We start from the raw sequence: 14,443 nt of genomic DNA, 5'->3' as shown, positions 1-14,443 counted from the left end.
TACCATTTCTTTCAACAGCTTACTAGTAAACAAGAAGTTAGCCTCCGTGAATATAAACGTCGCCGAATTGTTAAATGGGAATTACATTCTGTTATTATTTGTGGTCCTCGCGCTTGGGCTATGTCTCGGAAAGTTACGACTTGGTTCGATCCAACTGGGTAATTCCATTGGCGTTTTAGTCGTATCGCTGTTATTAGGCCAACAACATTTCAGCATTAACACCGATGCGCTTAATCTTGGCTTTATGCTGTTTATTTTCTGCGTCGGGGTCGAAGCCGGACCGAACTTTTTTTCCATTTTTTTTCGCGATGGGAAAAATTACCTAATGTTAGCACTGGTGATGGTTGGCAGTGCGCTGGTGATCGCCTTAGGGTTAGGTAAGCTGTTTGGCTGGGATATTGGCCTGACGGCCGGTATGTTAGCAGGCTCTATGACGTCGACACCGGTTCTGGTCGGTGCTGGCGATACACTGCATCATTCCGGCATGGAAAGCAGGCAGCTCTCACTGGCACTGGATAATCTGAGCCTCGGGTATGCCTTAACCTATTTAATCGGTCTGGTGAGTTTGATTGTTGGTGCGCGTTACTTGCCGAAATTGCAGCATCAGGACTTACAGACCAGCGCCCAGCAAATCGCCCGCGAACGTGGCCTGGACACTGATGCCAACCGTAAGGTTTATTTACCGGTGATCCGCGCCTATCGCGTCGGCCCGGAGCTGGTGGCCTGGACCGACGGCAAAAATCTGCGTGAACTGGGTATTTATCGACAAACCGGCTGCTACATTGAACGTATTCGACGTAACGGGATTCTGGCAAATCCAGACGGTGATGCCGTGCTACAAATGGGCGATGAAATAGCGTTGGTAGGCTATCCCGACGCCCATGCCCGACTCGATCCCAGCTTCCGTAACGGTAAAGAAGTTTTCGATCGTGACCTTCTCGACATGCGTATCGTCACTGAAGAAGTGGTCGTTAAAAACCATAACGCTGTAGGTAAACGTCTCGCACAACTGAAGTTGACCGATCACGGTTGCTTCCTTAACCGCGTCATTCGTAGCCAGATTGAGATGCCGATAGATGACAACGTCGTGCTTAACAAAGGTGACGTTTTACAAGTCAGCGGTGATGCCCGTCGCGTAAAAACCATCGCCGATCGCATCGGCTTTATCTCGATTCACAGCCAGGTCACTGACCTGCTGGCATTTTGCGCCTTCTTTGTTATTGGGCTGATGATCGGGATGATCACCTTCCAGTTCAGCACATTCAGTTTCGGCATGGGGAACGCTGCCGGGTTGTTATTCGCCGGAATTATGCTGGGCTTTATGCGTGCTAACCACCCGACCTTCGGTTACATTCCGCAAGGTGCATTAAGCATGGTGAAAGAGTTCGGCTTGATGGTGTTTATGGCAGGCGTTGGTCTGAGCGCCGGTAGCGGTATTAATAACGGCCTGGGCGCGATTGGCGGTCAGATGTTGATTGCCGGATTAATTGTCAGTCTTGTGCCCGTGGTTATCTGTTTCTTGTTCGGTGCTTATGTATTGCGAATGAACCGCGCACTGTTGTTCGGCGCAATGATGGGCGCACGCACCTGCGCGCCGGCAATGGAGATCATCAGTGATACAGCTCGCAGTAACATCCCTGCGCTGGGCTATGCGGGCACCTACGCAATCGCCAACGTCCTGCTGACGCTGGCAGGGACAATCATCGTCATGGTATGGCCAGGATTAGGATAAAACTGAAGTTGCCCTGAAAATGAAATTTTTTTGCACAACCGCAGAACTTTTCCGCAGGGCATCAGTCTTAATTAGTGCCACTGCTTTTCTTTGATGTCCCCATTTTGTGGAGCCCATCAACCCCGCCATTTCGGTTCAAGGTTGATGGGTTTTTTGTTATCTAAAATTTATCTACTACCCTGCAACCCTCTCAACCATCCTCAAAATCTCCTCGCGCGATAGCGGCTTACGGTCGGTGACAAAATGCAGCGTCATCCCCTCAATAAACGCATCAAGCGCGCGGGCGGTTCCGGGTTCAAACCATTGTTCGAGCGTTTGCTGACTGCGCTGCATCCAGTTTTGCATTACCGTTTTTAATAGCGGTTTTCGGCTAGCCAGCGCGTAGAGCTGGTACATCAGCTCCATATTATCCGGCGTTGCAACCTGTGAGCTGTAGATCATATCGGTGATAGCCTGGCATGCGCCTTGAGCATCACTAACATCGCTAAAAAATGCCTGATATTGCCGGGACATAATCTCAGTAAAACTGCTGAACGCCTCCAGCAACAACTCATCAATTCCTGAAAAATAGTAGGTCATCGATCCCAACGGTACCCCGGCAAGGGTAGCAATTTTGCGGTGCGTAACAGCATGTATTCCGTAAAGTTTCACCGCCTCCAGCGTGGCCTGGATCATCTTTCCTCGCCGTTGCGGATCGTTAGCGCGACGCATGTCATTTCCTCTGTCTGCAATTGTGTACAAATGTACACAACCTTGCTAATGTTGTCTTCCCTCTTCTTATTTTGACGTGATCTATGACCGTAAATTCTTCACGTAATGCATTGAAACGCCGAACCTGGGCGCTGTTTATGTTCTTCTTTTTGCCAGGCCTGTTAATGGCGTCCTGGGCAACCCGTACGCCTGCTATCCGCGATATTCTCTCTGTCTCGATCGCTGAAATGGGCGGTGTTCTCTTTGGTCTGTCGATCGGTTCGATGAGCGGTATTCTCTGCTCGGCGTGGTTAGTGAAACGCTTTGGGACACGTAATGTCATCCTGGTCACGATGTCCTGCGCATTGATCGGGATGATGATATTAAGTCTGGCACTCTGGCTGACATCGCCCCTGCTCTTTGCCGTTGGTCTCGGCGTCTTTGGGGCAAGTTTTGGTTCTGCGGAAGTGGCGATAAACGTTGAAGGTGCCGCCGTTGAGCGAGAAATGAATAAAACGGTTTTGCCGATGATGCACGGTTTTTATAGCCTGGGCACGCTGGCAGGCGCTGGTGTCGGGATGGCACTGACGGCCTTTGGCGTTCCGGCAACGGTGCACATTTTATTGGCGGCGCTGGTAGGTATCGCGCCTATTTATATCGCCATTCAGGCAATCCCTGACGGTACGGGCAAAAATGCTGCCGATGGCACCCAGCATGGCGAAAAAGGCATTCCTTTTTATCGCGATATCCAGTTGCTGTTGATTGGTGTTGTAGTGCTGGCGATGGCCTTTGCCGAAGGTTCTGCCAACGACTGGTTACCCTTATTAATGGTTGATGGTCACGGTTTTAGCCCCACTTCCGGCTCACTGATTTATGCCGGTTTTACCCTGGGGATGACCGTTGGACGCTTCACCGGCGGTTGGTTCATCGACAGTTACAGTCGCGTTGCCGTGGTTCGGGCCAGTGCACTAATGGGGGCGTTGGGTATTGGGCTGATTATTTTTGTCGATAGCGCCTGGGTCGCAGGAGTGTCTGTTGTACTTTGGGGACTGGGTGCCTCGCTGGGCTTCCCGCTGACCATTTCTGCCGCCAGCGATACCGGCCCCGATGCACCAACCCGCGTCAGTGTGGTAGCAACGACCGGTTATCTGGCTTTCCTCGTCGGGCCGCCGCTGCTGGGCTATCTCGGCGAACATTATGGATTACGTAGTGCAATGCTGGTTGTACTGGCGCTGGTTATTCTCGCGGCTATTGTCGCGAAAGCCGTCGCCAAACCCGATACCAAAACGCAGACGGCGATGGAGAATAGTTGATGAGCATTAAATTAATTGCGGTAGACATGGATGGTACTTTCTTAAGCGATCAAAAAACCTATAACCGTGAGCGGTTTATGGCTCAGTATCAGCAAATGAAAGCACAAGGCATTCGCTTTGTGGTCGCCAGCGGGAATCAATATTATCAGTTGATCTCTTTCTTCCCTGAAATTGCGAATGAAATTGCCTTTGTGGCTGAAAACGGCGGCTGGGTAATGAGTGAAGGCAAAGATGTTTTTAATGGCGAGCTGTCGAAGGATGCGTTTGCTACTGTCGTGGAACATTTGCTGACGCGCCCGGAAGTGGAAATTATTGCCTGCGGAAAAAATAGCGCCTATACACTCAAAAAATATGACGATGCCATGAAAACGGTGGCGGAAATGTATTATCACCGTCTGGAATACGTCGATAACTTTGACAACTTAGAAGATATTTTCTTTAAGTTTGGCCTGAATCTTTCCGATGAACTGATTCCACAAGTACAAAAAGCATTACATGAGGCCATCGGCGATATTATGGTGCCAGTCCACACCGGCAACGGCAGCATCGATCTGATTATCCCCGGCGTACATAAAGCCAATGGCCTTCGCCAACTGCAGAAATTATGGGGAATAGACGACAGCGAAGTGGTGGTCTTTGGCGATGGCGGTAACGATATTGAGATGCTGCGTCAGGCAGGCTTTAGTTTTGCAATGGAAAATGCCGGCAGCGCAGTCGTCGCAGCGGCAAAATACCGGGCAGGCTACAATAACCGTGAAGGCGTACTGGATGTGATCGATAAAGTTCTTAAACACGAAGCGCCATTTGACCAATAAAAACGGCAGCACGCCCGGCAACACAATGCCTGAATGAAGGCTGCATAATTCGCGGAAATTAACCCGCTGCATTATTTCAGGCGAAATGATTATGAAAAATTGTCTACTGTTGGGCGCGCTTTTAATGGGCTTTACTGGTGTGGCGATGGCGCAAAGTGTCACCGTCGATGTGCCGAGTGGATACAAAGTGGTTGTGGTTCCTGATTCAGTCAGCGTTCCACAAGCGGTCAGCGTCGCGACTGTGCCGCAAACCGTCTATGTGGCTCCTGCGCCAGCTCCGGCTTACCGCCCGCATCCTTATGTTCGCCATCTTGCCAGCGTAGGTGAAGGGATGGTTATCGAACACCAGATTGACGACCATCACCATTAATTCGAGAATGCCTGATCGCACAAATCAATCAGGCATTTTTTTACCCTTCGTGAGAATTTCCCATCTGTTTATCTTTTAAAAAGATAACCATCAGCGACAGCCACAAAATTCCGTTGACAAGGTTGAAGAGATTAAACAGTCCGTTGCCCCCGTTCAGCCAGGCATGTTTGCTGATTTCAATACCGACGGTAAAGATCAGCATTTGCAGCATTCCCATCGCCGCAGAAACCGTACCTTTACTCATATCGCTGGCAAACAGGGTTAATCGCACCAGTCCCGCATTCGCCAGACCAATACCGAAAGCATAAATACTTAACCCGGCGGTCATCCATAAATACGCGTGCGATGAGATAACCGTTGCCGCAGCAGCGACCAACAGACCAATCATAATCGGCCAGCCGCCCATAATAATCAGCGAACGTACGGTGCGGCGCGAGGTCAGACGCGCTAACAGCAAGTTACCCGCAATTAACGCCCCGAAAATAGGCACTTGCAGCAAGCCATATTCATAGCTGCTCAACTGCTCCCCGGTAATGATGATAATCGGCGACTGGGCGATCCACGCCAGCAATGGCAGGCTAACGAATCCCAGCGCCCCCGCCACAAAGCGGCCGTTCTTCAGCACCAGCTTATAGTCACGACCGAGTTCTTTCAGTGACAGTTTCTCGCCTATACGCATGGCGGTTTCAGGCATAGCTCGTTGCAGACCGAAAAAGGAGATCGCTGCCAATGCGGCAAACAAAACAAACATCCCCTCCCAAGGCAGCACATGGATCCACGCCGCGCCCACCAGCGGACCAAGTAGCGGAGCAATCAGCGCCACGTTCGCCATCAGCGCGGTGATCTTGATACAAACCGCCTCTTCGAAGGATTCCTGAATTGCGGCGTATCCCACAGCGCCAATGAAACAGAAGCTTATGCCCTGCAAGAAGCGCAACAGGGTGAATTGTTCAATGTTTTGCGCCAGTAATATTGCCAGACAGGTGACGATAAACCACACCACACCCGCCAGCATCACCGGACGGCGACCAATACGATCCGACAGCGGCCCCAGGAGCCATTGTAAAAACATCCCGCCCGCCAGATACGCGGTCATCGAAGTAGGAACCCAATCAATGCCCGCCTGATATTGTTCCACCACGGCCAACATACCGGGTTGGATCATATCGTTGCCGATATAGGTTGAAAATTCGTAAAGCACCAGACAGAGAGGGAAAAGTAACGCCTGACGTCCAAGCCTGGCACCGGAAGCTAATTTATTTTGCATGCAATTTCTTCGCCAATAATAATCGCGCAGAGTTTAATAAAAGCGCAGCTAACGAGAAAGCGAATTTTGTAGCTGAAACCACGGTTAAGCACATTCTTACATTATTGCGAGTATAGCTACGCTTTCTTTAAGTTTTATTTAACCTATGCCCGTTACAATCACCCACCGTAAACAGGCCGCTTGAGGGAAATAAGACGATGCCGCTTTACCCAGTTTAACCTGCACTTTATTCTCAACGACTTGCCTGTATTGGCTCCCTTTTAATCACTTTGCGTCGGGAAGTTATGCTGGAAAATTTGAATCTCTCTCTATTCTCTCTTATTAACGCGACGCCAGACTCGGCTCCGTGGATGATCTCGTTGGCGATTTTTATTGCTAAAGATTTGATTACCGTGGTGCCGTTGCTGGCCGCGGTACTTTGGTTGTGGGGGCTTACAGCACAACGGCAACTGGTGATAAAAATCGCTATCGCGCTGGCGGTCAGCCTGTTTGTGTCCTGGACGATGGGACATCTTTTTCCGCACGACCGACCCTTTGTCGAAAATATCGGCTATAACTTCCTGCATCATGCGGCGGATGACTCATTCCCGAGCGATCACGGTACGGTGATTTTCACCTTTGCACTGGCATTTTTATGCTGGCATCGCCTGTGGTCCGGCTCACTTTTAATGGTGCTGGCCGTCGTCATTGCCTGGTCGCGCGTTTATCTTGGCGTCCACTGGCCGCTGGATATGCTCGGTGGATTGCTGGCAGGTATGATTGGCTGCCTTAGTGCCCAGATTATCTGGCAAGCGATGGGGCATAAACTCTATCAACGTCTGCAATCGTGGTATCGCGTCTGTTTTGCATTACCGATCCGCAAAGGCTGGGTGCGTGACTGATCTCTGCTAAAAAGTGTAGTATTGAGCGGCTCGCTTCAATAACTATTCAGAGGGATTATGGAAACACGTCGCGAAGAGCGTATCGGGCAGCTGCTGCAAGAATTAAAACGCAGCGATAAGTTACATCTTAAAGACGCCGCCGCCCTGCTTGGGGTTTCGGAGATGACGATTCGTCGCGATCTGAACAACCACAGTGCGCCCGTCGTTTTGCTCGGCGGCTATATTGTTCTGGAACCGCGCAGTGCCAGCCATTACCTGTTAAGCGATCAAAAATCCCGCCTGGTGGAAGAAAAACGCCGGGCGGCAAAACTGGCTGCGACACTGGTAGAACCCGATCAGACCCTCTTTTTTGACTGTGGCACCACCACGCCGTGGATTATTGAAGCGATTGATAATGAAATCCCTTTTACCGCCGTTTGTTATTCGCTAAATACCTTTCTGGCGCTGAAAGAGAAACCCCATTGCCGCGCATTTCTGTGCGGTGGTGAATTTCACGCCAGCAACGCCATTTTCAAACCCATCGATTTTCAGCAAACGTTGAATAATTTTTGCCCGGATATCGCTTTTTATTCCGCGGCGGGCGTGCATGTCAGTAAAGGCGCTACCTGTTTTAATCTTGAAGAGTTGCCGGTAAAACACTGGGCCATGTCGATGGCGCAAAAGCATGTGCTGGTTGTCGACCACAGTAAATTTGGCAAGGTGCGTCCGGCGCGCATGGGTGACCTGAAACGCTTTGATATTGTGGTGAGTGATTGTTGCCCGGAAGATGAGTATGTGAAGTACGCGCAGACGCACCGTATTAAGTTGATGTATTAATGACGTATAACCGGATGACGTTTCGCGCCATCCGGTTATCAGAAGATTAAGAGAACCAGCTGCCGAACCACTGATGGAATTTCATCATCACGAAATCCCACATCCTACCAAAGAATCCGCCCTCTTCCACATTTTCCATCACGATCAGCGGACGCTGCTCAATGGATTTACCGTTAAGCTGGAAATCAATGGTCCCGACAACCTGACCTTTTTTCAGCGGTGCGGTAAGCTGCGGTTCCGTTAACGTGTAGCTCGCCTTCAGGTTTTTCAGCTGCCCACGCGGTATGGTCACGGTGAGGTGTACTGGCAATAGCGGACACTACCATTTGTTCTTTTTTAAGCAGCCATCTGATGATATTTTTCCCTGAAGGCTGCCGGGGAGATATTCCCCAGACGAGAGTGACGACGCTGACGATTGTAGAAAATCTCAATGTATTCCCGTATTACTGAGATGGCTTCATCCCGGTTATTAAAACGATAGTGGCTCAGGCTCTCATTTTTCAGCGTTCCCCAGAAGCTTTCCATCGGAGCGTTGTCGTAACAGTTACCTTTACGCGACATTGATGTTTTCAGACCAGACTGCTCCTGTATGACCCGGTAATCGTATGCGCAGTACTGTGAACCTCGATCAGAGTGGTGGATTAGCCCGGCAGGTGGGCGCTGGCTCCTGAGCGCCATAAACAGGGCTTTACCTGTCAGCTCTTTTGTCATGCGCTCTCCCATGGCGTAGCCGACAATTTCACACGTATAAACATCTTTGATGCCGGCGAGATACAGCCATCCTTCCCGGGTGGCAACATACGTCAGGTCCGCCACCCAGACCTGATTTGGTGCTGTAGGAGCGAACGTCTGGTTCAGCAGATTTGGCGCAACTGGCAGATTGTGGTTCGGGTTCGTAGTTGCTCTGAACTTGCGTTTCTGCTTACAGCGTAGCCTCAGCTCCTTACGAAGACGTGCCAGTCGGTCACGACCAACGATGATGCCATTCTCTGCCAGCTCCGTCTGGAGCCGCCGGGTTCCATATGTTTCGCGAGTGCGGATATGTGCCACCTTAATCTCCAGTTTTAGCCGCTCATCACTTTGTTTTCTGTCTGAGGGTTCATGCTGTACCCAGTTGTAATAACCGCTCCTGGATACACCAAATACCTGACACATCGCTTCAATGGGAAATTGTTGTCGCCATTGTTCGATTAACGCGTATTTTTCAGCGACTCCTGTGCAAAATACGCTGTTGCTTTTTTTAATATATCGCGCTCAAGGCGAGCTTCATTTAACGCCTTACGCAGTTGCAGAATTTCAGATTCCAGTTCAGCCACCGTGCGGGAACCAGGAGTACCGAGCCCTTTTCTGGCGGCGGTAACCCATTGTCCTAAAGTGCCTTCAGGAAGAGATAATCGGGAAGCGCCTTCACTGATCGAAAGTTGATTTTCAAGAACCGTTCTGACAGCTTCGGCTTTGAACTCTTTAGAGTAACGTTGGGTTTTTCTGCTCATTATTAGCTCCTTCTGATGCCATTCTATTTCAGGAAGGAGTGTCCGTTAAACTCAGGCTACCTCTCACGGAGCCCGCTTCGCCTGCCCCGAGATTCACTTCGATCTTATCACCAAACCAGACGCGCTGAGTCACAAAGGTGGCATCAGGTTTAATTGGCGTCACAGTTTCAAAGAAGCGGAAACCCCAGGTCAATAATTTCTCAGACTCATTAAAACGGATACGGTCAGTTTTCGCCCCCAGCACTACGGAGATTAAACGCATATCACCCTGGGTAGCCGAAGCAACCAGATTATATCCCGCACCTGCCGTGGTTCCTGTCTTCATGCCATCAACATTCAGATTGCTGCTCCACAGCAGACGGTTACGGTTAGGCTGACGAATTTTGTTGAAGGTGAACTCTTTCTCTTTATGAATGGCGTACTCTTCCGGCACATCGTGGATCAATGCTTTACCCAGCAATGCCATATCGCGCGCGGTACTGAACTGCCCCGGCGCATCCAGGCCGTGCACCGTCTGGAAGGTAGTGTTGGTCAGCCCCAGTTTTTTGGCATAACCATTCATCAGACCAATAAAGGACTCCTGGCTCCCGGCAACGTAATCTGCCAGCGCAATACAGGCGTCATTACCGGACTGGATAATCACACCTTTGTTCAAGTCTGCCACCGAAACCTGATCGCCCGGTTTGAGGAACATTACCGATGAACCACGCAGTGCCGGATTTCCCGTCGCCCAGGCATCTTTACCGACCGTCACCATATCGGTGAGTTTAATCTTATCGGCCTTAAGCGCCTGCCCAACCACATAGCTGGTCATGATTTTAGTCAGGCTCGCAGGATCCAGTTTCTCATCCGCATTGCCTTCTGCCAGCACTTTACCGCTGGCGTAATCCATTAAAATCCATGCACGCGCATCCACGCTCGGCGCTTCAACGGTTTGTTCGGCCGCGAATGCCGTTGGGGCAAAAAGGAATAAAAATGCAGAACCCGCTGCAAGACCACGAAGGAGAGAGGAGTATTGCGTCATAAATGCCACCCGAGTATCCATTCAAAAAAATACGTTATATCGCCGTATGATAAGTTCGGTGATTAATAACGCACACACAAACTTAAAGAAACCGTAAGTTGGTAAAGTTTTTAAAGTTTATGCAATATCCTGCCGCTTCGCTGCTTCTGGTGTCATTTTTTTGCCAGCTGTTGCTTAAAAGTTAACTTTACTTCACCATCGGAGTCCTGTTCAGTCTGTGGCTGCCTGTCGGAAAAGGGGTGAGTATGATTACGCTGTGGGGTCGGAATAATTCAACTAACGTAAAAAAAGTATTGCTGACGCTCGAAGAACTGGAACTACCTTATGAGCAAATTCTCGCGGGCCGTGAGTTTGGGATAAATCACGATGCTGATTTTCTGGCGATGAACCCTAACGGGCTGGTGCCGTTGTTGCGTGACGACGAAAGTGATCTCATTCTTTGGGAATCAAACGCCATTGTCCGCTATCTGGCGGCACAGTACGGGCAAAAACGCCTGTGGATCGACTCACCGGCACGTCGTGCGGAAGCGGAAAAATGGATGGACTGGGCAAACCAGACGCTCAGTAATGCTCATCGCGGGATCCTGATGGGATTAGTCAGAACACCACCGGAAGAGCGCGATCAGGCCGCCATTGATGCCAGTTGCAAAGAGTGCGACGCCCTGTTTGCCCTGCTCGATGCGGAACTGGCAAAAGTAAAATGGTTCTCTGGCGACGAGTTTGGTGTGGGCGATATCGCTATCGCACCGTTCATCTACAATTTGTTTAACGTTGGCCTGACCTGGACACCGCGTCCAAATCTGCAACGCTGGTATCAGCAACTCACTGAACGCCCCGCAGTGCGCAAAGTGGTGATGATTCCCGTTAGCTAATTGCGTGGGCTAACTTTAAGTAATTCCCCACTGGACTCGTCGGTGAGAACGTATAAATAACCGTCGGGTCCAGTGCGAACATCACGAATTCGCTGCCCTCTGTCCGTTAAAATACGGCCATCTTCTGTCACTTTGTCGCCGTTGACGCTCATCACAATGACATCTTTATCTTTCAGCTCCCAATAAATAATTTTTGCTGCCACTGGGGGAATTTATCGCTGTTATAGAAGGCCATGCCGCTCACAGCGGGCGAATCTTTCCAGTAAAAAACAGGTTGCTCGGTCCCGGCGACGATCTCCCCTTTCGCTTCCGGTATCTTAAAGCCTGAATAGTTGATTCCCCAGGTTGCCAGCGGCCAGCCGTAGTTTTTGCCTTTTTGCGGGATATTAATTTCATCACCACCGCGCGGGCCATGTTCATTCAGCCACAGTGCATTACTCCACGGATTCATCGCCATTCCTTGCGGATTACGAATGCCATAAGACCAGATCTCGGCGCGCGCACCGGATTCCTTTATAAAAGGATTATCATCCGGGATTTCGCCCTGGTCGGTCAGACGCACCAGTTTGCCCTGTAATTTATCCAGATCCTGCGCCGTCGGGCGCTGATTGTTTTCGCCCAGAGCAATAAAAAGATAACCTTTACCGTCGAATACCAGCCGCCCGCCAAAATGGTTGCCGGTAGACAGTTTTGGCATCTGGCGGAAGACGGTGCGGAAGTCGGTCACTTTTGAGAGATCATCACTTAAGCGGCCATAACCCACAGCAGTTCCGGCTTTGCCATCATCGCCAACTTCGGAATAACTTAACCAGATGCGGCGAGACTGAGCAAAATCAGGCGCTAAAACCACGTCCAGCAGGCCGCCCTGCCCGTGCGCCCAAACGTCCGGAACTCCGGAAAGCGGCGCAGATAATCCTTTTCCTGCTTGCCAGTGACGCAACTCGCCGCCGCGCAGAGTGATTAACATACCGTGATTATCGGGTAAAAAGGCCAGTGCCCAGGGATGGTCGAGTTTGTCTTGCAGTACTTCGACATTTACCGTTGCAGGAGCCGCCCAGAGAGCGGAAGAAAGACAAATAAGGGGCACAAGGAAAAAGGATTGTCGATGCATAACGCCTCCGGATTGACTCTGGCTTAAAGCGTAGTCAGTGGAGGAGATAACAAATTCATTTTTACAAAAACTTAAACATGAAGGGGGAGACGCTTTCTCCCCCTTAGTTTTCAGGCCTTCTCAAGCATGGCGTGCTTCTGCAGGCTCTGGATACTCAGCGTTAAGCTCATCAGACAATTTTCAAGCTTATCGGCGTTGACGGTAATAACAGTCGGGCAATCATGGTGCCCACTCATCAAACATACTGCGGCTGTCGCTAATGCTTCTTCAGCATGATGAAGAGCACTCCACTCTTCCTGATCCAGATGAAGATTCAACCGCAGCGATTTATCGTGCAGTTCGCGATTCAGTTTAAAAAAGTTATCTCGTAGATGATTGCTTTCGCTGACGGACATGTATCCTTTTGCCTTCCTCAGTTGCACGTATGCAGCGAGGTCAACGCGTGCGTCGATCAACCGGTTCAGCAGATCGATTCGCTGTCTGTCAACGAACATACTTCGATCCTCCTCTTTCCAGCCTTGTTGCAATTAAATAGTATGGCTATTTTTTGAGCAAAATGCTGTCCAGGATCAATTCTTCACGCCGAATTAACAAAATTTACATTTCCTTCGCCTCCGCCAGCGAATGAGATTGCGATACAAATTTTATCCAGAACTCTGTAGAATCCCTGCCCTGACCTTTCCTGTAACTGAATATTTTTTAAGCTATGAGCAAAGTAACTCCCCAGCCGAAAATCGGCTTTGTTTCCCTTGGCTGTCCGAAAAACCTTGTCGATTCAGAGCGTATTCTCACCGAACTCCGCACTGAAGGTTATGACGTGGTACCGAGCTATGACGATGCGAACATGGTGATCGTCAACACCTGCGGCTTTATTGACAGCGCGGTACAAGAATCACTGGAAGCCATTGGTGAAGCGTTGAATGAAAACGGCAAGGTAATTGTGACCGGTTGTCTGGGGGCAAAAGAAGATCAGATCCGCGAAGTCCACCCGAAAGTGCTGGAAATCACCGGGCCTCATAGCTATGAGCAGGTTCTGGAGCACGTTCATCACTACGTGCCAAAACCGAAACACAACCCATTCCTGAGCCTGGTGCCAGAACAAGGTGTGAAACTGACGCCGCGTCATTATGCCTATCTGAAAATTTCGGAAGGCTGTAATCACCGCTGCACCTTCTGCATTATTCCGTCTATGCGCGGCGACCTGGTGAGCCGTCCGATTGGCGAAGTGTTAAGTGAAGCGAAACGTCTGGTAGATGCGGGCGTTAAAGAGATTCTGGTGATCTCGCAGGATACTTCCGCCTATGGCGTTGATGTTAAACATCGTACTGGCTTCCACAACGGCGAGCCGGTAAAAACCAGCATGGTCAGCCTGTGCGAACAGTTATCGAAACTGGGGATCTGGACACGTCTGCACTACGTTTACCCTTATCCGCATGTGGACGACGTCATCCCACTGATGGCAGAAGGCAAAATCCTGCCGTATCTGGACATTCCGTTGCAGCACGCCAGCCCGCGCATTCTCAAACTGATGAAGCGTCCGGGTTCTGTAGATCGCCAACTGGCGCGCATCAAACAGTGGCGCGAAATCTGCCCGGAACTGACCCTACGCTCAACCTTTATTGTCGGCTTCCCTGGCGAGACGGAAGAAGATTTCCAGATGCTACTCGACTTCCTGAAAGAAGCACGTCTGGATCGCGTTGGCTGCTTTAAATACAGCCCGGTTGAAGGTGCAGACGCCAATGCCCTGCCTGACCAGGTTCCGGAAGAAGTGAAAGAAGAACGCTGGAACCGTTTCATGCAGCTGCAGCAGCAGATTTCCGCCGAGCGCCTGCAAGAGAAAGTGGGCCGTGAAATTCTGGTGATTATCGACGAAGTGGACGAAGAAGGCGCGATTGGTCGCAGCATGGCAGATGCACCGGAAATCGACGGCGCGGTTTATCTCAATGGTGAAACCAACGTTAAGCCGGGTGATATCCTGCGTGTGAAAGTCGAGCACGCCGATGAGTACGATTTGTGGGGTAGCCGGGTTTAATTAATTCAGGCCGGGCAAAATCATTTG

At 50.4% G+C, this 14,443-nt stretch carries 16 protein-coding genes and 1 other annotated feature; of the genes, 8 read left to right on the top strand and 8 right to left on the bottom strand.

What is annotated here, in order from left to right:
• The first annotated feature begins 46 nt into the window (after positions 1–46).
• Positions 47–1,732, top strand: a complete 1,686-nt coding sequence (locus SF0800) for a transporter (protein ID NP_706726.1) — start codon at positions 47–49, stop codon at positions 1,730–1,732.
• A 174-nt stretch (positions 1,733–1,906) separates the two neighbouring features.
• Here SF0800 and SF0799 read toward each other — a convergent pair whose 3' ends face one another.
• On the bottom strand, positions 1,907–2,443 hold the full coding sequence (locus tag SF0799) for a DeoR family transcriptional regulator (protein ID NP_706725.2): 537 nt from the start codon (positions 2,441–2,443) through the stop codon (positions 1,907–1,909).
• Positions 2,444–2,526: 83 nt separating this feature from the next.
• On the opposite strand from SF0799, the gene SF0798 reads away from it, so the two are divergent.
• The 3 genes from SF0798 to ybjH all read left to right on the top strand — a co-directional run bounded on the left by SF0798 (position 2,527) and on the right by ybjH (position 4,920).
• Positions 2,527–3,735 carry a DeoR family transcriptional regulator gene (locus SF0798; protein ID NP_706724.1) on the top strand — a complete coding sequence of 403 codons (1,209 nt, stop codon included), beginning with the start codon at positions 2,527–2,529 and terminating at the stop codon, positions 3,733–3,735.
• Between the two features lie 26 nt (positions 3,736–3,761).
• Positions 3,762–4,550: a hypothetical protein gene (locus SF0797; protein NP_706723.2), complete on the top strand. Its 789-nt coding sequence runs from the start codon at positions 3,762–3,764 to the stop codon at positions 4,548–4,550.
• A gap of 85 nt (positions 4,551–4,635) precedes the next feature.
• Complete coding sequence (ybjH, locus tag SF0796) at positions 4,636–4,920, top strand: hypothetical protein (RefSeq protein ID NP_706722.1); 285 nt, start codon at positions 4,636–4,638, stop codon at positions 4,918–4,920.
• 40 nt (positions 4,921–4,960) lie between these two features.
• Here the strand turns inward: ybjH and cmr are convergent, their stop codons facing one another.
• Positions 4,961–6,187, bottom strand: coding sequence for a multidrug efflux system translocase MdfA (gene cmr, locus SF0795; protein ID NP_706721.1), 1,227 nt, complete (start codon positions 6,185–6,187; stop codon positions 4,961–4,963).
• Positions 6,188–6,471: 284 nt separating this feature from the next.
• Between cmr and ybjG the strand changes: the two genes are divergently transcribed.
• Together ybjG and deoR are read left to right on the top strand one after the other, a co-directional pair.
• A complete protein-coding gene (gene ybjG, locus SF0794; protein ID NP_706720.2) occupies positions 6,472–7,068 on the top strand; it encodes an undecaprenyl pyrophosphate phosphatase in 597 nt (198 codons plus the stop codon).
• 57 nt (positions 7,069–7,125) lie between these two features.
• Positions 7,126–7,884, top strand: coding sequence for a DNA-binding transcriptional repressor DeoR (gene deoR, locus SF0793; protein ID NP_706719.1), 759 nt, complete (start codon positions 7,126–7,128; stop codon positions 7,882–7,884).
• 46 nt (positions 7,885–7,930) lie between these two features.
• On the opposite strand, the gene SF0792 is transcribed toward deoR, so the two are convergent.
• The 4 genes from SF0792 to SF0789 all read right to left on the bottom strand — a co-directional run bounded on the left by SF0792 (position 7,931) and on the right by SF0789 (position 10,422).
• A complete protein-coding gene (locus SF0792) occupies positions 7,931–8,194 on the bottom strand; it encodes a D-alanyl-D-alanine carboxypeptidase subunit A (RefSeq protein NP_706718.1) in 264 nt (87 codons plus the stop codon).
• Positions 8,179–9,440 (bottom strand) — a mobile genetic element. Its footprint overlaps the gene before it by 16 nt.
• The gene (locus tag SF0791; RefSeq protein NP_706717.1) at positions 8,221–9,039 is read right to left on the bottom strand and encodes an insertion sequence element IS600 protein; all 819 of its coding nucleotides are present in this window, start codon (positions 9,037–9,039) and stop codon (positions 8,221–8,223) included. It overlaps the preceding feature by 819 nt.
• Positions 9,075–9,377 (bottom strand): insertion sequence element IS600 transposase, encoded by a 303-nt coding sequence (locus SF0790; RefSeq protein NP_706716.1) that lies wholly within the window; start codon positions 9,375–9,377, stop codon positions 9,075–9,077. Its footprint lies within the feature at positions 8,179–9,440.
• Entirely contained in the window at positions 9,406–10,422 is a 1,017-nt protein-coding gene (locus SF0789) for a D-alanyl-D-alanine carboxypeptidase subunit A (protein ID NP_706715.1), read from the bottom strand.
• 218 nt (positions 10,423–10,640) lie before the next feature.
• On the opposite strand from SF0789, the gene yliJ reads away from it, so the two are divergent.
• On the top strand, positions 10,641–11,273 hold the full coding sequence (gene yliJ / locus SF0788) for a transferase (RefSeq protein ID NP_706714.1): 633 nt from the start codon (positions 10,641–10,643) through the stop codon (positions 11,271–11,273).
• Positions 11,274–11,445: 172 nt separating this feature from the next.
• Here yliJ and yliI read toward each other — a convergent pair whose 3' ends face one another.
• On the bottom strand, positions 11,446–12,384 hold the full coding sequence (gene yliI / locus SF0787; protein NP_706713.1) for a dehydrogenase: 939 nt from the start codon (positions 12,382–12,384) through the stop codon (positions 11,446–11,448).
• A gap of 110 nt (positions 12,385–12,494) precedes the next feature.
• Positions 12,495–12,878, bottom strand: a complete 384-nt coding sequence (gene bssR / locus SF0786; RefSeq protein NP_706712.1) for a biofilm formation regulatory protein BssR — start codon at positions 12,876–12,878, stop codon at positions 12,495–12,497.
• A 212-nt stretch (positions 12,879–13,090) separates the two neighbouring features.
• Here bssR and rimO point away from each other — a divergent pair, with 212 nt between their 5' ends.
• A complete protein-coding gene (gene rimO, locus SF0785) occupies positions 13,091–14,416 on the top strand; it encodes a ribosomal protein S12 methylthiotransferase (protein ID NP_706711.1) in 1,326 nt (441 codons plus the stop codon).
• The last annotated feature ends 27 nt before the right edge of the window (positions 14,417–14,443 follow it).

The organism is Shigella flexneri 2a str. 301 (assembly GCF_000006925.2).
In the GTDB taxonomy this organism is placed as follows: Bacteria; Pseudomonadota; Gammaproteobacteria; order Enterobacterales; family Enterobacteriaceae; genus ECMA0423.
Note: the sequence above shows the minus strand (reverse complement) of the source record. Positions and strands in the feature narration are given on the sequence as shown.